Consider the following 23,824-nt stretch of genomic DNA (forward strand, 5'->3'; position numbering starts at 1 on the left):
CAGCTTTTACAACCCTACTCAACTGTGCGGAGGTGGGACGACGAAATCGAATTCTAACGAATTAGCGATTTCTGTCCCACTCTCATTTTTATCTATCATGGCTGAGAAATATGGATTGCTACAACTGCTAGAGGAGAGTATTCTCTTCTATTTTATTGCTTCTTTCTAAAAGCGAGCAAGCCAGCAAAGAAGGCAAGAAAACCACCTAAAAGTGCAAGCAGAGAAGTTTCTGTGCCAGTTTTCGGCAAGACTTTTTCTGTCGAAGCAGTCTCACTAGGACTTACTTTGTCCTGCTGTGGCTCTGCGGCAAGTGGTTTTTGACTCTCTAACGATGGAGATGTAGTTGTAGATGGAACTTGAACAAGCTTATTCGACAAGCTAGGACTAGGGCTTTGTTCTTTTTGAAGCTCCTTAACGCTGCCTTGAGACGGATTTTGCTGGATATCTTTACTTGCATCTTGAGGTTTTTCTTCTTGAGCTGGACTCGCCTTTTTAATCCGCAAAATTGTAGCTGTTAGCGGAGCTAGAGTCAAGCCATTGCTGTTTCTGGTGACACCTGCTGGATTTGAAATAGCAGAAACTCCTGCGGTATTGCCATCAGCCACAACCTCTGCACCTGCTAGATGCTTGTAGGTTTCACCAAAGTTGAAGTTTCGCTCCTTTTTATCCGCATTGACAAAGACTGCATAAATATCTCCATTCGAAGCAACCACTTGATAGCCGAGAACAAGGTCTTCTTTCTCAACACCATCCTTGCCAGGCTGGGTGATGAGAGTCACATTTTGATCCACTTCATCTTTGGAACTGCGAGTGAAGGCGTCCGTTGATTTCCGCAGACTAATCAAGCCCTTCATATAAGCACGGCTCTTGGCATTTTCAGGGAATTTCTCCGAATCAGTCGCCTTGGTCCAGTCAAAATGATTGACCGCGTCGCTTGAATCATAAGAATCATGAATGAAATACGGGTATTCAAACGGCGTGCCGTCCTCATTGGTCAACAAATGCGCTTTGTTTGGAACCTTGTCTTCGGAAACAGGATATTTATAGGCAGGATCGCGGAATTGCTTGGTCCGGCCGTATTCTTGACCAGAGTGGATAAATGGTGTCCCTTGCGAAGTCAGCATCATCAGATTTCCTAGGCGCAGGCGGCGATGAATCTCTTGATTATTGGCAGTCACTGCCGGATCTTTCTTGATCGACTGGGCAATGATATCAAAGAGGGTCAGATTATCATGAGCTGCGATGTATTGAATCACATCCCCTGGGCTATCCGCCTCAAAATTGGTTGGTTGTGCCTTGATATTCTTGAAGACATCTTCTACATTGCGTTTACCACCAGTGATAAAGGCTGGCGTTCCCTCATTTGGATAACCCGATTTCAAGGTGTTGCGAATGTCATCTGAGAAGACAGCCACCGTGTCTGTTGACTTCATCCAAGTCTGATCAGCAGGCTGGACTGCTTTATTTTCATCACCTGCATAAGTCTTCCAGCCCTCACCCAGCATAATGAGATTTGGATTGAGCTTTCTAGCTTCTTCAAAGGCTTTTTGGATGGACTCAGCATCGTGATCCCCCATCATATCAAAGCGGAAACCATCTACCTTGTACTGCTCTGTCAAGTACTTGATCGAATCCACCAAGATCCGTCTGCTCATATAGTGAGTAGTACCCAAGCGACCGCCACCAAAGCTGGTTCTCGGTGTACCATCCGCATCCATAAAGTGGTAGTAATTCGGCTCCAAATCTTCAAAGATAGAGGTCTTGGCTGTGTGATTATAGACCACGTCCATGATAACGCCCATGCCACGCTTATGAATTTCGTTGACAAGATTTTTAAATTCCTCAATGCGCTTGGCTGGATCTGTCGGCGCGCTGGAGTACATACCTGTCAGCGAGAAGTAGTTTTGCGGGTCATACCCCCAGTTGTAATTGCTGTTGCTGGAAGCGTACTTGTCCATGCGCTCAGCATTTTTCAGCTCATTGACAAAGTAATAGCTCAGAACTGGCAAGAGCTGAACGTGGGTCACTCCCAAGTCTTTCAAATAATCCAATTTCTCAATGAAAGCTGAGAAGGTCCCAAATTGAGATTTTAAATCCTTTGAAATAGCTGGATCTGAAGTGAAATCACGAACGTGCGCCTCATAAATCAAGGCATCTTCCCGCTTCTTGAAGTTTGGAATATTAGCATAGGTTAAGTCTTTCGGTCCATATTCACTTGGATCTACAAAGGCCGCCTTAGCAATCTTGTAAGCATCCCCCTTGTCCGCATCTTCACTGTTCCAAGCGGCTAAAGACTTGGCATAGGGATCCAGCACAAGGACTTTTTTGCCGCCACGGCTAATTTCATAATGATAGAAATATCCACGATAGTCAGAAAGACCTAGCCCGCTCTCAGGCGTCAAGCTGCTAGTCCATGTACCAGACTCACCCTTCTGCATAGCTATGCGCCCAAGAACCTTGTTCTGATCTTCCTTGTCATAGACCACCAAATCGACTTGGTCCGCACTTGGTGACCAGAAGGTTAAGTCCACTTGTTTGCCCGCCTGAGAAACACGCGCGCCCAAATCACCATCATACTTGTAAAGACTATCCTTCAGCTGCCAGTTCATGCTAGTTTTAAATTGGTCATTGCCATATTTGATAAGGTAAGGTGACTGAGCTTGGTTAAAATCACCGATTAACTTTGCGCTTTTATTCTTAGAATCCAGAACCACATCTTTAACAGTGACTTCTCCACCATCTTTGTTGGTAATTTTTAGGTTTTTCAGAATATCTTCTTTTTTAGCGTTTTCCAAGGTAGAGAAAGTCGCCTCAATCTCTGTCAGGCTAACATGCTGGGCTCCTGTCATGCGGATATCATTGACAAAGTAAGGGTTGGTATAAACCGTTGGATCCGCATCACGCAAGAAAATCTGGCTAGTTTTACCCAAATTTGCGAAATTATAATCCTGTTTTTGAATCTTCACATCATCTCCTGACTTGCTTTCATCTAAAAGCAGGAAACCAACCATCTTTGCAGCCTCTTTCAGAGGAACATCTACGTAGCGACCGTATTTCCCAGTCTTTTCAAAGTCCACGCCATCAGGCCAATTTTGACCTGGATGTTGCACATCTCCCCAGAGCCAGAGGGATTTCTTATCATACTGACCATCTGTACGATAATAATTGATCCGAAGCATTCCTTCTTTCAAGGGCTCGGATGTATGAGGATTGTAGTCTTTGTCAAACCAAACTTCATTCATCTGAGGACTCAGTAGCTCAACTGTCTTGTCTCCCGTAATGTTTTGACCTGCCGTATTGTTGATTAAGAGACTAACCTTGCTTCTTTTCTCTGCCATCTTGACATCAAGGTAATAGCCATAATCATCTTTTTTAGCCGTCGCAAAACTAGTCGCACCAGTCGGCCAACCTCCCTTTTGACCAGAAGGCGTTTCAACATCATCCCAAGTCCATAAACCTAAGCTATCCAGATTCTCGGATGGTAGATTTTTGAAATGGAAACGCATATGGCCATCTGCGATAGCATTCTTTGGCGATGTCTCCGACTGACTAGTTGATGCTGGCTTTTCTTTCTCGTCAGATGCAGCTGTTTCCTTTGCTTCTTTCCCAGCTGCTTCTGGAGTCGCACTAGAGTCTGCCCCCTCTGTCGGTTGGGCAGTTTGACTTACTACTGCTTCAGGCTGGGCGCTTTTCTCGATCTCTCCTTTTTGTTCGCTTTCTTTTTGCGCGGAACGATCCACTTCCTCAGCTTTTACTTCATCTGCTGGCTTAGGCAAAACTTCTGAATTAGTAACTGATACTGCTTCCGTTGCTGGGCTAGTCGTAGCCTTTGTCTCATCCGCTTTGGCTAACTGGGCACCTCCAAAGAGGAAGCCAGATGCAATAACTACAGATGCTACTCCGACTTTTAAGCGACGAATCCCAAAATAATGACGCTTTTCACTGCTCCGAGACTGTAGATGATAGTTTCTTTTCATAAATAAAAAACTCCTTTATTTTTCCTATAGAAAATACGTATGCAAACGTTTTCTGTATTTATTATACAGATTATCTATCGAAATGTAAAGGTTTTCACAGATCATTTTTTATTCCAAAGCTTTATGTATGATTTCAGATTAGTTTCATACGAAATTCACCAGCTCTCTCTTTGTTGCTTAAGATAATGAAACTAAATATTTCTTTAGACTCATCAAAAAAAAGCTTTTCTTTCATAAAGCTTTTCTTTTAAAGTTTTTTAATGTAGTTCAACCCCTGATTACTTTTTGGTGTTAGATTCACTACCGCTTTCCTTAGGTATCTCCTGCATTCAATAGCACTGTCTGTTCTTTTAGAAAGATAAGGTTTTCCCAAACTTTAAAGAAAATCAAACTAATCTACATAGAAAAATCTTCTATAAATTCGCGCAATCGTTAAAATTATGATTAAAAGTATAGCTATTATAGACAATACTATTTTCCCAAAACTTACTTCCGAACCGACTATAAAAATGTGAAAGAGAGGTGCCAATCCTACACCTATAGCAATTAGATAACTAACAAGGTTTATTGCACCAAGACCTGCAAAAAATGTTTCATTTTAAATACCCAACTTTTTAACTTTCATTTTCTAATGACTCTCTCTAAATCAATTTCATTGCTTACTTCTCGCCTTTTCAAAGAAATTTGATAGTAAATGTGCTCCACTGAGGGCTATTACTATGTCAATTGGTAAGAAATAGTAATCCCATATAAAATGAGACACAATCAATAATAGAAATAGAATACAATCAATATAACTATTCTTAAAATGTTCTGCGATTTTATGATATAGAAATACAGTAATAACTGAAATCAAAACAATCGTCATACTTATCCTCCTCTAATCTGCAAATAATCCATGTATTCACCTGCTCTAAGCTCTCCCTCTTCTTAGAATTTTTCAAGTGGCTTAAAGCTTTTAACAATACAATCTATTAGATACTTCCTGTTTCCTATTATATCAATTATTATTTAGTCCATAAAGTTTTTATGTATAAATACCATACAAAAACAGACAGAAACTTCTTCAACATTATCAATGTTTACTAGCAATTTAAACTTCCCCATATAGCCGTATTCAAATAGTTATTAAATCCAAAGATCTCCCTCAAAAACTCTCTTCTAAAGAATTGCTCTTTAGGAGATTTTCTATTATCTCTTTCTTTTCTTACTTAGACTGACTAGACCATTCCTCATCTCTAAAAGACCTCGTAAAAATCGTAAGAAACGAAAGCGATTTATCCTATAAACAGATATGAAAAGAGCGTTCGAGGTCTAGAATACCATGAATTTATAGGGAAAGTGACCAACCTAGACCTAGGTTACCATGAAGCTATAGGAAAAGTGACCAGCCGAGGCCTAGATTGCCATGAAACTATAGGAAAAGTGACCAGCCGAGACCTAGATTGCCATGAATCTATAGGAAAAGTGACCAACCGAGGCCTAGGTCGCCGTTAAGATACAGCAAGCTAGACTGGTCCAGCTTTATACCTCTATCAGGGAAACTTCCTCTGATTTTTCAGCGACTACAACTAGCAAAAAGCCAAAAAAAGAGGCTGGGACAAAGGTCCTAGCCTCTCAATTATCTTTGGATTGTCGAGCAAGACGCAGTGGTTGAGTGGGCTCTACTAGGCTGATTTCATCAGCTTTTACAACCCTACTCAACTGTGCGGAGGTGGGACGACGCAATCGAATTCTAACGAATTAGCGATTTCTGTCCCACTCTCCTATTCTTCTGTTATAAATTGACTCAAAATCCCATTGATAAACTTACTTGATTTTTCATCTGAGAATTGCTTGGAGAGTTCAATGGCTTCATTGACAGCTACTCGCTCAGGAGTATCAAACTCTGTGATTTCAAAGATGCCTAATCGCAGGATATTCTTTTCTACCAAGGTCAGACGCTCAACTGTCCAGCCTGCTTTTAAGTGCTGGGCAATTTTTTTATCCAATTCTTCCTTGGACTGGAGTACTCCCGTGACCAAGTTGAGTAGAAAGGCTGGGATATCGACCTCAGCATCTGTCTCCTCTTCGTCCTTATCGTAGGTATAGGCAAAGCGGCAAGACTCAATGGCATCACCTTCATATTCTAGACTCATCAAAGCCTGAAAAGCCCGCTGACGTAGCTCTCTTCTAGATTCTAACAAAACATCAGTCATTGAGGAAATCCTCATCAAATAGATCTTTCAAATCTGGTTTTGGTGATTTTTCTGGAACAATGCCTGCCACATGGATATTGACAGCAGACAGCTCCACTTCAGCCATATCGCTTACAGCGCTTTTGACTGCTTTTTGGATTGCAACTGCAACTGTTGGTACACTGATACCGTACTCCAGATATAGGTAAATATCTACTGTTATGTCGCCACTTTCATCCGTATGAAGCGCAACACCACGTCCAAGCGTACGCATAGAGAGACTGTCTGACATGCTTTTATTTGCAAAAGAATGAACGCCCTCCACCTTTGCCGTAGCAATGGCAATGATTTTTTCCAAAACTCGTGGCGCAATGACGATTTCGCCTAATTGTTCGTTTGCCATAAGAATTCCTTTCTATCTGAAAGATTAAGATTACGCACGAGAAACGTAAGTTCCTTCTGCTGTATTGATGACCAGTTTTTGTCCAACTTCGATGAAGTCTGGCACGTTGACAACAAGACCTGTTTCAAGAGTTGCTGGCTTACCAGAACCTGTTACAGTAGCACCCTTGATAGATGGTTGTGTTTCTGTTACCACCAATTCAACAGTTGTAGGTACTGTCACACCGATCACTTCTGATCCGTAGAATTGGATTTTCACGTCTGAGTTTTCAAGGATGTATTTCAATTCTTCTTCTACGTTGACTACTGGGATTTCGTATTGGTCATAAGTCTCAGTATTCATGAAATAAGCAGTGCCATCCATTTGGTACAAGTATTGTGCTGGTACTGTTTCGATGATCGCTTGCTCAAATTTTTCTTCTGGACGGTAGCTAGTATCAAATGTAGAACCAGTACGGACATCACGCAATTTCATACGCATGATGGTATTTCCCTTACCTGGTTTGTGGTGGCTTGCTTCCAACACGCGGATCAATTTACCATCTGCAGTTTCAAAAGTCATTCCAGCTCTCAGCTTGCTTGCTTCAATCATTTGTTTTTTACCTCTTTAATAAATAATTTACTCTTTATTCTACCATAAAGCTTGATAATTCTCAAATCACAATCAATTCTTTTGGAGCAAGGGTCAAGACCTCACAACCAGTCTCTGTGATCAGAAGGTCATCTTCGATCCGAACGCCGTATTTGCCATCCAGATAGATGCCCGGCTCATCGGTCAGGACCATGCCCGCCTTGATAGGCTCTTCTGACTTGCCAAAGTAAGGAATCTCATGGATATCCAGCCCAATCCCGTGGCCAATCCCGTGGCTGAAGTAAGGGCCGTAGCCTGCATCGTTGATAATTTGACGAGGAATCCGGTCAAAATCAATACAGCTGAGTCCAGCTTTAGCCGCTTCTATCAAGGCTTGATTGCTGCGCAGGACAATATCATAAATTTCTCGCTCTTCATCCGTCACCTGCCCCACATGAACAGTCCGCGTCATATCGCTGACATAGTGATTGTAGTAGCAACCAAAGTCCATGGTCAGGGTTTCACCATTTTGAATGACCTTGTCACTAGCCACGCCATGTGGCATAGCAGAGCGGTAGCCCGAAGCGATAATAAAGTCAAAGGAGGCTCCTGAAGCACCTAACTGGCGCATGCGGGCATCTAAAAAGTTCATGACAGCCAGCTCTGTCGTCTGACCAGGCTTAATAAAGTCCAGCACGTCTAGGAAGGCTTGATCAGAAATCTGGCAGGCCTTGCGAATGGTCGCGATTTCTTGCTCATCCTTGATCATGCGCAGATTTTCGATAAAACCTGTCATCGGCACCAACTTATGACCAGCAAACACACTTTCCAGCATCTTGAAGTAAGCATAGGAAATTTCATCATCAAAACCGATTTTTGCCAACTGATCGTCTGCAATGATTTTAGCAATTTCACCAACCGCATCCCGCGTTTCAACAATATCAAAGCCATCAACCACGCCCTTAGCAATCAAGGTATAACGAGAATCCGTCAGGAAAATCCGACGCGACTTGCTAATAAAAACTGTCGCCTCTGTCCCGCTGAAACCAGTCAGATAGTAAATATTCTTCAGATTGGTTACTAGGACAGCATCACACTCTGTCTGTTTTAAGGCTGCTTCAAATTTTTCAACTCTTGATAACATGAGGTACCTCCGTAAAATATTTCATTTGATTATCGTAAAATAAAATCCTGCCGACAAAGAGCAGTTACTCTTCGTCTTTTGTTTCTTTTTGCGCCTTTTCCACATTGCGCTGATAGGCCTGAATCTGTCGCTCCAACTCCCGTTCGATCGCTGGTTCTGGCGCATATTTCTCTTCCCAGTCATCTGGTTTTAGGATTTTATGAGTCACGGGATCAAAATGCGCTTTTCCATCTGGGAAAATTTTCCCCATATTGGCCTGATGGACAATATCAAAAATCCGCTCAGGATCGACTCCCATCAAGACAAAACTACCATAAGTAAAATACAGCATGTCAATCAGGGCATCTACTTGTCCAACTAAGGAAACCTCGGCCTCTCGCTTGCTCCGTACCTTGGCAGCAGCCTTATCTAAAGCCTCATGCATTCTAGCCATCGACTGGTCAAATTCTTCTTCTGAAGAGCTGGCAGCTCTGAGAAATTCAACTACTTCTTCCAGCTTAAAGTCAGCGCGGTGCCGTGCTTCTTCTGGTGTCCAAGCGATAGGTTCTTCCTGCGTACACTCATCCATGACTCCATGGAAGGTCTTGACCTTATTGAAGTGGTGATCGCGGGACACAAAGACTTTCTCACTGGCCAAAATACCGAAATGTTCCAGCGCCCGATGAATCCCATCCTGACTATTGCTGCTAGTCGTATGCTTGGCTACTTCCTTGACAGAGCTGGTCCCATTTCCCATGGCAATAGACAAGCCAACTCCCGACAGCATTTCCAAGTCATTGTCTGAATCTCCGAAGGCCATGACCTGATGGATATCAAAGCCATACTCTTGACCGACTAGACGAATCCCCTCCAGCTTGGACATCCCTTGATTGATAATGTCCGCTGCATAGGGGCTCGAACGAGTAAATTTCAAATGGGGAAAATCCGCTTCAATTTTTTCACTCTCAGCTGGATCCGCCAAAATCAGCACTTGATAAATAGGCTCTTGAATCAATTTCAACAGGTCTTCTTCATGCTGAGGCAAGGCCTTGCTCACAATCTTGTTAAAACCGTGGCTCACCGTCCGAGTCATGCTCCTAGGGATAAACTGGGTTGCCCACTGAGAAAAGGAACTCATACCAAAGGTCATAATTTTTGAACCTTGCATGGCCTGTTCTGTCCCCAAGGAAATCTCTTTCCGATGTTCTTTGGCATAGGCAATCAAATCACGCAGGCTCTGCTTATCAATCGGTGTGGCAGAAATAACCCTATCCTTTGAAAAAATATACTGACCATTGTAGGTGACAGCAAAGTCTAAATCCAGCTTGTCCATAAAAGGCTTGACAAAGAAGGGGCCGCGGCCTGTCGCTAAACCGACCAAAATCCCTTGTTCTTGCAAACTCTTAATGGCAGCCTCTGTCGATTTCAAGACGGTTCGACTGTCATTAATCAAGGTTCCATCTATATCAAAAAAGACGGCTTTTATTTCCATTGATTTTCTCATTCTTTCCTTTTATGATACAATAAATTATAACACAATTCACGGAGAAGCTCATCTATGAATAAGCAAATTTTAGTTTTACATACGGGTGGAACCATTTCCATGCAGGCTGATGGAAGTGGCGCTGTCAATAGCAGCCAAGACAATCCCATGAACCATGTGGCTGTTCCCTTAGATGGTATTGAGGTAACAGTCGTTGATTTCTTCAACGTTCCCAGTCCTCACATCACTCCCCAGCACATGCTCGACCTCTACCAAAAAATCAAGGCTGACGCTGACCAATACGATGGTGTGGTCATTACCCACGGAACCGATACTCTAGAGGAAACCGCCTACTTCCTTGATACTATGGACCTGCCTGACATCCCTGTCGTTTTGACCGGAGCTATGAGAAGTTCAAATGAACTCGGCAGTGACGGAGTTTATAACTACCTGACTGCTTTGCGGGTGGCCAGTGACCAGAAAGCTCGTGGCAAGGGTGTCCTAGTCGTCATGAATGATGAAGTCCATGCTGCCAAGTATGTCACCAAGACCCACACCACCAATGTCAGCACCTTTCAAACTCCGACACACGGTCCTCTAGGCCTCGTTATGAAGCAGGAAATCCTCTATTTTAAAACAGCAGAGCCCCGCGTCCGCTTTGATCTGACTAGCATTTCAGGTCTGGTGCCCATCATTCCATCCTATGCTGGCATGACAACGGAACTGCTGGATTTGCTGGATTGGCAAAAGCTAGACGGCCTCGTCATCGAAGCCTTTGGTGCTGGCAATCTGCCAAAAGAAACTGCCGAAAAATTAACAGAGATGGCAAAAGCTGGGCTCCCCATCGCTCTGGTTTCTCGCTGCTTCAACGGCATTGCTGAGCCTGTCTACGCCTATGAAGGGGGTGGTGTCAAGCTACACCAAGCCGGAATCATGTTTGTCAAAGAGCTCAATGCACCGAAAGCCCGCATAAAATTGCTGATTGCCCTCAATGTCGGCCTAAGTGGTCAAGCATTAAAAGATTATATAGAAGGATAAAATCCAAGCTTGTCTACTCGCTTGTTAGGCATTATTTCTTGATTTTCCTTGATAAATGCTGGATCCTTCGATATAAAGTTCCAAGTTCATAATTATTCTTAACCTCAAGCGAAGTTATAAATTCAAAAAAGGAGTTTGGGACAAAAGTCCAACCTCAAATATAAAAAGCGAACAAAACTAGTTTTCTGGTAATCAGAATTCTGCTTTGTTCGCTTTTCGCATTTAATTATAGATTTGAAGGCCTTAATAATTAAGATTTTTAAAAATTGAAATCTTTTTGTCCCAGACTCCTCAATTGTCTTTGGATTGTCGAGCAAGACGCAGTGGTTGAGTGGGCTCTACTACGCTGATTTCATCAGCTTTTACAGCCCTACTCAACTTTGCGGAGGTGGGACGACGAAATCGAATTCTAACGAATTACCGATTTCTGTCCCACTCTCTCTTTTTCTTGTTGTTATGAATTTGGGTCATCCAGACTGCGGCCATGAAGACCTTTCTCGCGCTGAACTTGGCGCAATTTTTCAGGCGTCACATCATTGCCATCCTCGTCAACTATCTTGATACCTTCAATGTGATGGCGAACAGAGCGACGGTAGCCTTCGATATACTCTTCACGAAGCTTGGCTTGCTCTACTTTTTCCTCAGCAGTTAAACCTTCCGTTTTTTTCTTTCTAGCCAGTTCATTAATGCGTTCAATTTTTTTAGGATCCATGATTCTACCTCTCCCTTAGCTTTTATTTCGTATTAATCTGATTAAACTGCGCAAGTTGTCCCGCCTTAGCCGTCAGAGATGCGAGGAGAGCTAGGCGGTTGTTACGCACAGCTTCATCTTCTGCCATAACCATAGTATGGTCAAAGAAAGCATCGATAACTGGACTGAGAGCAAAGAGTTGGTCCAAATTGGCAGCTAAGTCAGATGTCAGCTCTACTGCTTCAATGGCTGCAGCCAAGTCTTTTTCCTCTTGATTTTCAAAGAGTGCTGGATTGACATCTGTCTGGCCTTGGGCTTTCTCAGCTAGATTGAAGACACGAGACAAGCTCTCTACCGCTGACTTGAAGTTATCTTCCTTAGCTTTTTCTGCTAGAAGCGCAGCTGTTTCTACCAAATCGCGTACAACGAAATGAGTGCTTTGAAGAACAGCTGTCACGATATCCTTCGGAATGCTGCGGTCCATCATTTTCTCAACACGGGCACGGAAGAAGTCCAGCACGGCCTCTTGATTGTCATAGCTTAGACTATCAAACTTGAGTTCGTAAAGTCGACCAAGAAGCTGAGCCAAGTCAATGTTCCAGCCAAACTTGTCCAAGATACGCACAACACCTTGAGTCGCACGGCGCAGTGCATAAGGGTCATTGGAACCACTTGGAATCAAGCCAACTGAGAAGAAGGACAGAATGGTATCCAGCTTATCAGCCAGCGCCAAGACGGCTCCGACCTTGGTGCCAGGCAATTCGCCATCGGCTGAAGTCGGCATATAGTGCTCCCGAATGGCAGCCGCCACCGCAGCATTCTCACCAGCCAGAAGAGCATACTTCTCACCCATGATGCCTTGCAACTCATCAAACTCACCGACCATGCCAGTCAGCAAGTCAAACTTATAAATAGCCGCTGCACGAGCCAAGTCAGCTGTCTCAGCAGCATCCAATCCTGCTTCTTGCGCCAAGAGAGCCGCAATCTTGCCCGTCCGCTCCATGTGCTCTGCTAGAGAGCCTATCTTTTCGTGGAAGGTCACATTGCTCAGCTTTTCAACCAAGTCAGCAATAGCCAGCTTTTGGTCTTCCCGCCAGAAGAATTCCCCATCTTCCAGACGAGCCACCAAGACCTTCTCATTTCCTTTGATGACATTTTCTAGATGCTCTGCATTTCCGTTGCGGACAGAGATGAAGTGCGGCAAAAGTTTGCCTTTAGCATCGCGCACAACAAAGTAACGCTGGTGCTCTTTCATGGAAGTTACCAAGACTTCTTCTGGCACCTCTAAGTATTTGGCATCAAAATTACCTAAGAAAGCAGTTGGATATTCGACAAGATTCAACACTTCATTGAGCAAGTCTTCGTCAATCTCGATAGAAACCCCGTGCTTCTGCTCTAACGCTCGAATCTGCTCGACAATCATATTTTCCCGCTCAAGAGGACTGGCAATGACAAACTGAGCCCGTAGGTCATCTTCATAAGAATCTGCTGAAGCAATCTCCGTTTCTTGACCCAGGAAGCGGTGTCCTCGGCTAGTACGACCGCTCTTTATATCCAAGAAATCCAAGTCAAAGGCCTGCTCATCTAAGAGTACAGTCAAGGTGTGGACTGGGCGGATATATTCAAAGGTGTTGTTGGCCCAGTGCATGCTGACAGGGAAGGTCAGAGCTTGCAGAACTTCCGTCACTGCTGGGATGATTTCCTCAACCGGGCGACCGACCTCTTCCTTGGTCACATAGACGTATTCCTCTCCCTTGATTTCACGGAAAGTAATGTCCTCAACCGTCAAGCCCTTACCACGGACAAAACCTTCTGCAGCCTTGGTAAAGTTCCCATCTTCGTCCAGAGCGATTTTCTTAGAAGGGCCTTTGAAATCTTCGGTCAAATCGGACTGCTTGTCCGCCAAGCCAACCACGCGCACCGCCAAACGACGAGGCGTTGAGAACATTTCAATTTTCTCAAAAGTCAGACGATGGTCTGTCAGGAAGGCTCCCATCTTGTCGCGCAGCTGCTTCATGCTCGGTGTCACGACATAGGCTGGCATTTCTTCCAAACCTAGTTCAACTAATAAATTTTTTACCATGATTATTCTCCCTCCTCTGCCAAGAGTTTCTCACGAGTCTCTGCATCCAAAAGCGGATATCCTAGACGCTTGCGCTCAGCCACAAAGGTCTTGGCCACGACACGCGCTAAATTCCGAATACGGGCAATATAACCAGCCCGCTCTGTCACAGATACAGCGCCACGCGCATCCAAGAGGTTAAAAGTATGCGAGCACTTGAGAACATAGTCATAGGCTGGGTGCACCAGATGCTCGTCCAGACAGCGCTTGGCTTCCGCTTCAAACTTCTCAAAATTCCCCAGGAGCAAGTCTTGATCGCTGACCTCAAAGCTGTACTTGGAATGTTCATACTCAGGATGCGTGAAAATTTCACCGTACTTGACGCCATCAGCCCACTCAATGTCGTAGACAGAGTCCACTTCTTGGATATATGAAGCCAGACGCTCCAGACCATAAGTCACCTCAGCGGTCACCGGTTGAGTTGGCAGACCTCCGACCTGCTGGAAGTATGTGAACTGAGTGATTTCCATCCCATCCAGCCAGACTTCCCAGCCCAATCCAGCCGAGCCAGTTGACGGGTTTTCCCAGTTATCCTCAACAAAGCGAATATCGTGCTCCAGCGGATCGATGCCCAAGAGCTCCAAAGACTGCAAGTAAAGTTCTTGGATATTGCTTGGAGATGGCTTCATGACCACCTGAAATTGATGGTGTTGATAAAGACGGTTAGGATTTTCCCCATAACGGCCATCTGCCGGCCGACGAGACGGCTCGACATAAGCAGCATTCCAAGGCTCTGGCCCAATAGCCCGCAGGAAGGTATAGGGACTCATCGTTCCCGCCCCCTTCTCATTATCATAAGCCTGCATGAGCATACAGCCCTGGTCATTCCAGAACTGCTGTAAAGTCAAAATTATTTCTTGAAACGTTAACTTCTTAGACATTTTTTACTCCTTTAATTTCTTGAGATCCTTGCGAAGCGTTCAAAAGGGAACGATTATTTCCCTTTTGAAAAGCTAGTACATCGCTTAGACAAACCTCCCATAGCGGTTGTCGTTAGTCAATCGAACCCTTAGGTTCGCAATTGACTTTGGCGAGGTGAAATGTAAGTTTCTTAGACATTTGTTACTCCTTTTTTTGTTTCATTTCCAGCACTAGGTCTGTCCTCTGTTCTATTTGAACAAACAAAAGAACCACATCCGACAGTCCTAGGCTATTGTGACCTAGGGGCGTCAAAACGCGGTTCCACCCTAATTTATTACTTCATTACCTTTAAAAATATTAACCGAAAGCGCCATCTGCACTGCTTCCCTATCTGGCTCCCACCAACCCAGACTCGCTAAAAAGTAGACAATGAGAATTCTTTCTAAAAACGATTATAGCAGAAAATAGATAATTTGTAAAATACTTCTTGGGCTTCAGCTATAAATTCTTCCTATATAAATTCACTTTCTAATCAATTTATCAGATAAGCATTTTCATAGAAATTTTCAACAACTTTCATATATTAACCTAGTTACATTGATGATCTAATCTTCATATAATTATTTAGTGAGAAGAAAAGATAAAAAAAGACTGATATAACGGCGTTTTTCACTAGAAATAGAATTTGAAAATAATTGTCGCTTCGATTCAGGTACTTGCATTTTTCATGAAAACGTTTTATAATAATAGTTAGCCTTAAAGTTTTCTTAAACTTAAGTCAAACATTTTATAAGGAGGAAAAACAATAATGAGTATTGGAATCATTATTGCCAGCCACGGTGAATTTGCTGCCGGCATTCATCAGTCAGGTTCTATGATTTTTGGTGAGCAAGAAAAAGTTCAAGTTGTAACTTTCATGCCAAACGAAGGTCCTGATGATCTGTATGCAAAATTCAATGACGCTGTGGCTTCGTTTGATGCGAACGATGAGGTATTGGTCTTGGCTGACCTTTGGAGCGGGTCTCCATTTAACCAAGCTAGCCGTGTCATGGGTGAAAATCCAGACCGTAAGTTCGCTATTATTACAGGTTTGAACCTGCCTATGCTAATTCAAGCCTACACAGAGCGCATGATGGATGCAAACGCTGGCGTAGATGCTGTCGTTGCAAACATTATCAAGGAAGCTAAGGAAGGCGTAAAAGCACTTCCAGAAGAGCTAAATCCAGTCCTAGAAAGCGCTGCTCCTGCTGCTGCACCAGTTGCTCAAGCAGCTATCCCAGAAGGAACTGTTATCGGAGATGGCAAGCTCAAAATCAACCTTGCTCGTATCGATACTCGTTTGTTGCACGGACAAGTTGCGACAGCTTGGACTCCAGATTCAAAAGCAGACCGTATCATCGTTGCTTCTGACTCAGTAGCTAAAGACGAACTTCGTAAAGAGCTCATCAAACAAGCTGCACCTGGTAATGTTAAAGCAAACGTTGTTCCAATTGATAAATTGATTGCTGTTTCAAAAGATCCACGCTTTGGTAATACGCACGCTCTTATTTTATTTGAAACTCCACAAGATGCCCTACGCGCTATCGAAGGCGGTGTGCCAATCAAGACTCTCAACGTCGGCTCAATGGCTCACTCAACTGGTAAGACAATGGTCAACAACGTTCTGTCAATGGACAAGGATGACGTAGCTACTTACGAAAAATTGCGTGATCTCGGAGTTGAATTCGACGTACGTAAAGTACCAAATGACTCTAAGAAAGATTTGTTTGACTTAATTAACAAAGCCAACGTTCAATAATCTTAAACGTTTCGCTCTCATATTATTATGAAAGGATTTAAAACATGTCTATTATTTCTATGGTTTTAGTAGTCTTTGTTGCCTTCCTAGCTGGTCTTGAAGGTATCTTGGACCAATTCCAATTCCACCAACCATTGGTTGCATGTACCTTGATCGGTCTTGTAACTGGTAACTTAACTGCTGGTGTTGTCCTTGGCGGATCTCTTCAAATGATCGCTCTTGGTTGGGCTAACATCGGTGCTGCCGTTGCTCCTGACGCTGCCTTGGCTTCAGTTGCTGCTGCTATCATCATGGTTCAAGGTGGAGACTTCACTGACAAAGGTATCACAGTTGCAACTACAATCGCGATTCCTCTTGCCGTAGCTGGTCTCTTCCTGACTATGATCGTGCGTACTGCCTCTGTTGTCTTAGTTCACACTGCAGACTCTGCTGCTAAAAAAGGCGACTTTGCTAGCGTTGAACGCGCGCACTTTGTAGCTCTCCTTCTTCAAGGACTTCGTATCGCTATCCCTGCAGCCCTTCTTCTTGCTATCCCTGCAGAAACAGTGCAAAAATTGCTTGCTATGATGCCTGATTGGTTGGCAGGCGGTATGGCTGTCGGTGGGGGAATGGTTGTTGCCGTTGGTTACGCTATGGTTATCAACATGATGGCAACTCGCGAAGTATGGCCATTCTTTGCTATCGGTTTTGCTCTTGCGGCTGTTAGCGAATTGACTTTGATTGCCCTTGGTGCTATCGGTGTAGCGATCGCCCTTATCTACCTCAACCTTTCTAAGAAAGGTGGAAACGGTGGTGGCGGTTCTGCTACATCTAACGACCCAATCGGCGATATCCTAGAAGACTACTAAGAAAGGAGCTGCTATATCATGACTGAAAAAATTCAATTATCTAAATCAGACCGTCAAAAAGTTTGGTGGCGTTCTACTTTCTTGCAAGGTTCTTGGAACTACGAACGTATGCAAAACTTGGGTTGGGCTTATTCTTTAATTCCAGCTCTCAAGAAACTTTACACTAAAAAAGAAGATCAAGCTGCTGCTCTTGAGCGTCACTTGGAATTCTTCAATACTCACCCATACGTTGCTGCTCCAATCATCGGTGTAACACTTGCCCTTGAAGAAGAAAAAGCAAACGGTGCAGAAATTGACGATGCAGCTATCCAAGGGGTTAAAATCGGTATGATGGGACCTTTGGCTGGTATCGGTGACCCAGTCTTCTGGTTTACAGTTCGTCCGATCCTTGGAGCGCTCGGTGCTTCTCTTGCTATATCAGGAAATATCATCGGTCCACTTCTCTTCTTCGTTCTTTGGAATGCAATCCGTATGGCCTTCTTGTGGTACACTCAAGAATTGGGTTACAAGGCTGGTTCTGAAATCACTAAAGACATGTCTGGTGGTATCCTCCAAGACATCACTAAAGGGGCTTCAATCCTTGGTATGTTTATCTTAGCTGTTTTGGTAGCACGCTGGGTAAACGTTAGCTTCGCGCTTCAATTGCCATCTACAAAACTCTCTGAGGGAGCTTACATCAACTTCCCTAAAGGTGAGGTAACTGGCGAGCAACTTCAAAAAATCTTAGGTGATGTTGCAGGCGGATTGAGCTTGACTCCTGAAAAAGCAAATACCCTTCAAGGACAAATTAACTCTTTGATTCCAGGTTTGATGGGACTTCTCCTTACCTTCCTCTGCATGTGGTTGCTTAAGAAGAAAGCCTCTCCAATCTTAATCATCATCGGACTTTTCTTTGTTGGTATCGTTGCCCGCCTTATTGGTTTGATGTAAGCAAAAAGAAGGTTTCAGCCTTCTTTTTATTATGGTATAATAGCTATATCATTTAAAAGGGAGATGTTCTATGGCACAATCGCAAAATAAATCGATTGAATTTCAAACGACAGGAGTTTCCTATCTGGGTTTAGGTGGCAAGGTTGGGAAGTTTTTGGTCGGTGATGTCGCACTGGAATTCTACGCTGACGCCAATGTAGAAGACTATATCCAGCTACCTTGGTCCAGCATCCAGCAAATCGGTGCCAATGTCTCTGGGAAAAATATCAGTCGCCATTTCGAAGTTTTTACAGACAAGGGCAAGTTTCTCTTTGCATCTAAGGACACTGGAAAGATTCTCAAAATTGCACGGCAACATATCGGGAATGAAAAGGTTGTTAAATTGCCTACCTTGATCCAAACAATTGGCCAATTCTTTAAAAATCTATTTGCAAAAAAATAGAAAATCCTGTATAATCTAGGAAACGGATAAGTAAGACTATCGCTTCTTTCAGAAAGTCTGCGGGTGCTGCGAGCAGATAGGAGCCTAGTGTGAAATTCTACCGTTGCAATACAACTACATACATAATCAAGTGCACACCTGTGAAGTTGGATGGAACCGCGGCCTAGCCGCTCCAACAGTTTCCTCGGTGTGCTTTTATTTTTGGAGGTCTTATGTTAGATTTAAAACGTATTCGGACAGACTTTGATACTGTCGCAGAGAAATTAGCTACCCGTGGCGTAGCAGCTGATGTGCTCAATCAAATGAAGGAAATTGATGAGCAGCGACGTGATTTGCTGGTGAAAGTAGAAAATCTCAAAGCAGAACGCAACACTGTTTCTGCAGAGATTGCCCAAGCCAAGCGCAATAAAGAAAATGCGGATGACAAGATTGCAGCCATGCAAAAACTATCTGCCCAAGTCAAGGACTTGGATGCCACTTTGACTGAATTGGATGCCAAACTGACTGAGTTCACCACAACCCTGCCAAACATTCCGCACGATAGCGTGCCAGTCGGGGCAGACGAGGATGATAATGTAGAAGTCCGCCGCTGGGGTGCACCTCGCCAATTTGACTTTGAAGCTAAGGCTCACTGGGATTTGGGCGAAGATTTGGATATCTTAGACTGGGAGCGTGGTGCAAAAGTTACGGGTGCTCGTTTCCTCTTCTATAAGGGCTTGGGAGCTCGTTTGGAGCGTGCTATCTACAACTTTATGCTGGATGAGCATGGCAAAGAAGGCTATACAGAGGTCATCACTCCCTATATGGTCAACCATGACTCTATGTTTGGTACCGGGCAATATCCTAAGTTCAAAGAAGATACGTTTGAGCTGAGCGACACTAACTTCGTGCTCATTCCGACTGCTGAAGTTCCACTGACCAACTACTATCGAGATGAAATTATAGATGGCAAGGAATTGCCAATCTACTTCACAGCTATGAGCCCATCTTTCCGCTCTGAAGCTGGTTCTGCTGGTCGTGACACACGTGGTCTGATCCGCCTGCACCAATTCCACAAGGTTGAAATGGTGAAATTTTCCAAGCCAGAAGAATCTTATGAGGAGCTGGAAAAGATGACTGCCAATGCAGAAAACATCCTACAAAAGCTCAATCTGCCTTACCGTGTTGTTGCCCTTTCTACTGGCGACATGGGCTTCTCAGCTGCTAAAACCTATGACTTGGAAGTCTGGATTCCAGCGCAAAATACCTACCGTGAAATCTCTAGCTGCTCTAATACAGAAGATTTCCAAGCTCGTCGAGCTCAAATCCGTTACCGTGACGAAGAAGATGGCAAGGTCAAACTCCTTCATACTCTCAACGGTTCTGGACTGGCTGTCGGACGCACAGTGGCAGCTATCTTAGAAAATTACCAAAATGAAGATGGTTCTGTGACCATTCCTGAAGTCCTGCGTCCCTACATGGGCGGTTTGGAAGTCATCGCACCAAAATAAGCAATGAAAGGTCCGAAACAAATCGGACCTTTTCTTATTCTAGTTGAGGAGAAATCCAACAGTTCAAAAAAATAAACGAAATATAGGATTTTCTACTTTAAAAGAGAGTGGGACAGAAATCGGTCATTCGTTAGAATTCGATTTCGTCGTCCCACCTCCGCACAGTTGAGTAGGGCTGTGAAAGCTGATGAAATCAGCGTAGTAGAGCCCACTCAACCACTGCGTCTTGCTCGACAATCCAAAAGACAATTGAGAGGCTAGGACTTTTGTCCCAGCCTTCTTTTTCTTTTACTTAACGTGACTTGCTAACTCTTCTTGAGCTTTTTTATTTGACTCTTCTTTTTCTTTTTCCCATTTTTTCAAAGCTTTTTGATAATCAGCCACTGTCAGAACCTCATCTTGAAGTTCCATGCCCTTAAATACATAGCTATCACCCTTGATACCTACATAAGAGTAGGCTTTGGTAAATGGTACGACTTTTTGAACGGTTGGTGAACCACCCGCAGAAATAGATGGGATAACAATAGAGCTATCTGTTAACCAAGCCTGAGCCGCTGCATACTTCGTATAACGAGCATTCGTATCTTGCTTTTCTACATCTGCTTTGTCCAAAAGTGCCTTGTAGTCAGTTAAACCAACCTTGGAAGCAACATCTTGGTTTTGGCCTTTTGTCAGACCAATATTGTCCAAGATATCCCCTGTTTCTGGGTTAAAGATATTCAGATAAGTTACTGGGTCTTGATAGTCCGCTGACCAACCAGACATATTGAGGTCATAATCCTTTTGGGCAGCTGTTTCTGCGAAGTAAGTAGAGTTATCAAAATCGTCTGATGACATTTGATGCACGTCAATCACAACGTTTTCTTGGCCTAGAGCTGCCTCAACAGATTGTTTGAAGGAATTGGTCCGCTGCACCATGATTTTATCAGTTTGGTCAACTGGTACATCTAGATGAATTGGGAATTCAACTCCCTGTGCTTGCAAAGCTTCTTTTGCTTTAGCAAATTCTGCCTTGGCCTTTTCTGGGTTGTAAATGCTGTCTTGGGCATCAGCTAATTTGACACCTTGCCATTCATCCCCATAAGAAGCCAGTTGTGATTCAACAACATCCGAGAAGTCCTTGCCATCTACTTGCACAAAACTAGGAGGTACAAGCGAGCTTCTGATGATCTTGGTTGCTCCTTCATTACCATTCATCTGGGCACCAAAGGATTTACGGTCAAAAGCAAAGTTAATTGCCTGACGGAAGTCTTTATTTTGAATCGCTTCTTTGCTGGCAGCCTTTTGGGCATCTGTCTTAGAAGTGTGGCTATAAGCCTGACGATTCAAGTTAAAGGCATAGAAATAGCTAGTTGAATTTTGTGGAGTAAAGATGATGTTGTCTTTGTATTTCTTTTCTACTGATGCGTAGTTTGAGCTAGTCGGATAGAGACGAGCTTGTGTGTAAGCACCATCAGTAAAGTTACGGATCAATGACTCTTGGTCAGAACCATCGTAGTAAGTCAGCTTGACATCTTCGATCTTCACATTGTCCTTGTCCCAATAGTTTTGGTTTTTAGAGTATTCGATAACAGACTTAGAAGTAAATGACTTTAATACATATGGACCATTGTAGAGGATGCCGGAAGGTTTCACGGTACCAAAATCTTTGCCTTCTTTCTTTAGAAATTCTTCGTTAATTGGGAAGAGAATGCCCATCGTTGTCTTAGAATTCCAATAGCTTTCTGGCTGATTCAGGGTGTATTGGACTGTATAGTCGTCGATTGCCTTGACACCGACAGTAGAGAAATCATTGCTTTCCCCTTTGATATAAGCATCTAATCCCTTGATAGAGTTTTGCACGATTGGTAATGCTTCTGATTTTTCATCTGCAGCGTGCTTGAGTCCTGTTACAAAGTCTTGTGCCTTGACAGCAGCGTACTCTTCACCTTCTGCTGTGTACCATTTAGCGTCCTTACGCAACTTATAAGTATAAGTCAGGCCGTCTTTAGACACAGTCCAGTCTTCAGCCAATGAAAGGATAAGATTCCCATATTGATCATTTTCTAAAAGACCGTCGACCAAATTGGCAATGACATCAGAAGTGGAGGCGCGATTGGAGTTTACATAATCCAATGTATCTGGATCTGTATTATAGACATAAGAATATGTCTTTGCCGAGCTAGTGCTTGACTTGCCACAAGCTGCTAAAAATAGCGCTGATGCTGCAACCAAACCAGTAATAGCCAACCATTTAGATTTTTTCATAAGCAAATCTCCTTCTTTAGATTATGTATTATTATACATCATTTCCAGACAAAAACAAGTCTTATTTAAGAAAATTTTAAATTTCTATGCATTTTTCTTATTTTTATTGAAACAAAGTATAGGAAAATTTCTATGCATTTTCATATATTTTCATAAACATGCAAAAAAATCTTATAAATAGAAGTCTGTTAAATATTTTACAAGGAATCTTGAATAGGTTTGGCAAAAATATCGGCTTTTTTATGTTACAATATACTTACTACTAATCTAGGGGAAAGAAATGAAAAAACTTTTTGTATTCCTACTGCTATTTTTTGGTCTGATTGCCAAGCCTGTTCTGGCAGATGACTATGAAATTGCCGCTAAAAGCGCCATTGCTGTCGATGCAAACTCAGGGAAAATCCTCTATGAAAAGGAGGCTACAAGCCCACTAGAAGTCGGTGCTATTACTAACATTTTGACTGCTTATCTGGTTTACGAGGCCATTGCCGAAGGCAAACTGAGCTTAGAAACTGAAGTTGATATTTCTGATTATGCTTATCATCTGACAGTAAATCCCTCAATTGCAAATCTTCCTCTGGAAGCTCGACGCTACAAGGTAAAGGACTTGCTGAATGCCTCTCTTTTGGCCAGTGCCAACAGCGCCACCATCGCTCTGGCAGAACAAGTTGGTGGAAGTGAGGAAAATTTTGTCAAAATGATGAAAGCAAAACTCAAGGAATGGAATATTTCTGATGCAACCATTGTAAATGCTACTGGTACCGATATTCGTTTATTAGATGGTTCGCTCGAACCTAGCAGTGCTGAGGAAGAGACTACAGAGAATTCTAAAAGCAAGAAAAAACAAGAAACTATCAATAAGTTCAGTGCTTATGATATAGCTGTGATTGCTTCGCATCTGATCAATGACTACCCAGAAGTCCTTGCCACCACTTCCAAACCTCACGTTAATTTTGCTGGAATCCATCTGGAAAATCCCAACTTAATGCTGGAAGGTTTTCCTAGTTTTCGCTCAGGGGTTAAGGGCTTAAAAACAGGTGGTTCTGAGCAGAGTGGCTTATCTTTTGTAGGTGTGACAAGCGAAAAAGGAATGCGATTGATTACAGTTGTATTGGGAGTAGACCAAGAAGAGGATGACCCTACTACCCGCTTTAGCGTTACATCTAGCCTAATGACCTACGTTACACAAAATTTCTCTCCGACAGTCCTAGTCAAAAAAGGGGAAAGATACAACAAGTCCCAAGTAGCTATTAGAGACAGTCGAGATGATAAAGTCGCTGCAGTTGCCAGTGAGGACTTGGTAATCTTAGAACGGATAGCCAATCAGGCTGAACATAAAGTCACCTTTACTCCAAGCTCGAAGGAGCTGCAGGCGCCCTTGAAAAAAGGTAGTGTAGTAGGCACCCTCTCTTATACAGATTCTGAGCCAATCGGCCAGGGCTACATCGAAAACAAGAAAACTTCTGTTTCTATGGTCACAGAAAAAAACATTGAAAAAGCGATTATTTTTAAAGTCTGGTGGAACGACTTTGTCCGCTTCGTCAATGAGAAGTTATAAAAGAAATACCGCGAATCAATTGATTCGCGGTATTTCTATAGTTTGTAAACGTTTAACGTAATCAAA

18 protein-coding genes are annotated in these 23,824 nt (G+C 43.2%); 7 read left to right on the forward strand and 11 right to left on the reverse strand.

What is annotated here, in order from left to right; translation table 11 throughout:
- Window positions 1-152 precede the first annotated feature (152 nt).
- From I872_RS08400 to I872_RS08430, 7 genes are all read right to left on the reverse strand, one after another.
- Entirely contained in the window at window positions 153-3,977 is a 3,825-nt protein-coding gene (locus I872_RS08400) for a pullulanase (RefSeq protein WP_015605681.1), read from the reverse strand.
- A 652-nt stretch (window positions 3,978-4,629) separates the two neighbouring features.
- Window positions 4,630-4,845, reverse strand: coding sequence for a hypothetical protein (locus I872_RS12335; RefSeq protein WP_015605682.1), 216 nt, complete (start codon window positions 4,843-4,845; stop codon window positions 4,630-4,632).
- An 898-nt stretch (window positions 4,846-5,743) separates the two neighbouring features.
- Window positions 5,744-6,175 (reverse strand): transcription antitermination factor NusB, encoded by a 432-nt coding sequence (nusB, locus tag I872_RS08410; RefSeq protein ID WP_015605683.1) that lies wholly within the window; start codon window positions 6,173-6,175, stop codon window positions 5,744-5,746.
- A complete protein-coding gene (locus tag I872_RS08415; protein WP_015605684.1) occupies window positions 6,168-6,557 on the reverse strand; it encodes an Asp23/Gls24 family envelope stress response protein in 390 nt (129 codons plus the stop codon). The genes nusB and I872_RS08415 overlap by 8 nt, the downstream gene beginning before the upstream one ends.
- A gap of 30 nt (window positions 6,558-6,587) precedes the next feature.
- Entirely contained in the window at window positions 6,588-7,148 is a 561-nt protein-coding gene (gene efp, locus I872_RS08420) for an elongation factor P (protein ID WP_015605685.1), read from the reverse strand.
- 61 nt (window positions 7,149-7,209) lie between these two features.
- On the reverse strand, window positions 7,210-8,271 hold the full coding sequence (locus I872_RS08425) for a M24 family metallopeptidase (protein ID WP_015605686.1): 1,062 nt from the start codon (window positions 8,269-8,271) through the stop codon (window positions 7,210-7,212).
- 64 nt (window positions 8,272-8,335) lie between these two features.
- Window positions 8,336-9,742 carry a Cof-type HAD-IIB family hydrolase gene (locus I872_RS08430; RefSeq protein WP_015605687.1) on the reverse strand — a complete coding sequence of 469 codons (1,407 nt, stop codon included), beginning with the start codon at window positions 9,740-9,742 and terminating at the stop codon, window positions 8,336-8,338.
- 66 nt (window positions 9,743-9,808) lie between these two features.
- Between I872_RS08430 and I872_RS08435 the strand changes: the two genes are divergently transcribed.
- Window positions 9,809-10,771 (forward strand): asparaginase, encoded by a 963-nt coding sequence (locus I872_RS08435; RefSeq protein ID WP_015605688.1) that lies wholly within the window; start codon window positions 9,809-9,811, stop codon window positions 10,769-10,771.
- A gap of 454 nt (window positions 10,772-11,225) precedes the next feature.
- Here the strand turns inward: I872_RS08435 and I872_RS08440 are convergent, their stop codons facing one another.
- Genes I872_RS08440 through glyQ form a run of 3 tightly spaced genes read right to left on the reverse strand, consistent with a single transcriptional unit; the run spans window position 11,226 to window position 14,465 of the window.
- Window positions 11,226-11,483, reverse strand: a complete 258-nt coding sequence (locus I872_RS08440) for a DUF896 family protein (RefSeq protein ID WP_015605689.1) — start codon at window positions 11,481-11,483, stop codon at window positions 11,226-11,228.
- A gap of 22 nt (window positions 11,484-11,505) precedes the next feature.
- The gene (gene glyS / locus I872_RS08445; protein WP_015605690.1) at window positions 11,506-13,545 is read right to left on the reverse strand and encodes a glycine--tRNA ligase subunit beta; all 2,040 of its coding nucleotides are present in this window, start codon (window positions 13,543-13,545) and stop codon (window positions 11,506-11,508) included.
- A 2-nt stretch (window positions 13,546-13,547) separates the two neighbouring features.
- The gene (glyQ, locus tag I872_RS08450; protein ID WP_015605691.1) at window positions 13,548-14,465 is read right to left on the reverse strand and encodes a glycine--tRNA ligase subunit alpha; all 918 of its coding nucleotides are present in this window, start codon (window positions 14,463-14,465) and stop codon (window positions 13,548-13,550) included.
- A 788-nt stretch (window positions 14,466-15,253) separates the two neighbouring features.
- Here glyQ and I872_RS08455 point away from each other — a divergent pair.
- The 5 genes from I872_RS08455 (at window position 15,254) to serS (ending at window position 19,953) form a co-directional block, all read left to right on the forward strand.
- Window positions 15,254-16,243, forward strand: coding sequence for a PTS sugar transporter subunit IIB (locus tag I872_RS08455; RefSeq protein WP_005591780.1), 990 nt, complete (start codon window positions 15,254-15,256; stop codon window positions 16,241-16,243).
- A 44-nt stretch (window positions 16,244-16,287) separates the two neighbouring features.
- The gene (locus tag I872_RS08460) at window positions 16,288-17,091 is read left to right on the forward strand and encodes a PTS mannose/fructose/sorbose transporter subunit IIC (RefSeq protein ID WP_015605692.1); all 804 of its coding nucleotides are present in this window, start codon (window positions 16,288-16,290) and stop codon (window positions 17,089-17,091) included.
- A gap of 18 nt (window positions 17,092-17,109) precedes the next feature.
- Window positions 17,110-18,021: a PTS system mannose/fructose/sorbose family transporter subunit IID gene (locus I872_RS08465; protein WP_015605693.1), complete on the forward strand. Its 912-nt coding sequence runs from the start codon at window positions 17,110-17,112 to the stop codon at window positions 18,019-18,021.
- Between the two features lie 70 nt (window positions 18,022-18,091).
- Window positions 18,092-18,463 (forward strand): DUF956 family protein, encoded by a 372-nt coding sequence (locus I872_RS08470; protein ID WP_015605694.1) that lies wholly within the window; start codon window positions 18,092-18,094, stop codon window positions 18,461-18,463.
- A gap of 212 nt (window positions 18,464-18,675) precedes the next feature.
- Window positions 18,676-19,953, forward strand: a complete 1,278-nt coding sequence (serS, locus tag I872_RS08475) for a serine--tRNA ligase (protein ID WP_015605695.1) — start codon at window positions 18,676-18,678, stop codon at window positions 19,951-19,953.
- Window positions 19,954-20,241: 288 nt separating this feature from the next.
- On the opposite strand, the gene I872_RS08480 is transcribed toward serS, so the two are convergent.
- On the reverse strand, window positions 20,242-22,200 hold the full coding sequence (locus I872_RS08480) for a peptide ABC transporter substrate-binding protein (RefSeq protein WP_015605696.1): 1,959 nt from the start codon (window positions 22,198-22,200) through the stop codon (window positions 20,242-20,244).
- A gap of 280 nt (window positions 22,201-22,480) precedes the next feature.
- On the opposite strand from I872_RS08480, the gene pbp3 reads away from it, so the two are divergent.
- Window positions 22,481-23,758: a D-alanyl-D-alanine carboxypeptidase PBP3 gene (gene pbp3 / locus I872_RS08485; RefSeq protein ID WP_015605697.1), complete on the forward strand. Its 1,278-nt coding sequence runs from the start codon at window positions 22,481-22,483 to the stop codon at window positions 23,756-23,758.
- Window positions 23,759-23,824: the final 66 nt, after the last annotated feature.

Origin of the sequence: Streptococcus cristatus AS 1.3089 (genome assembly GCF_000385925.1) — a bacterium.
Taxonomy (GTDB): Bacteria; Bacillota; Bacilli; order Lactobacillales; family Streptococcaceae; genus Streptococcus; species Streptococcus cristatus_B.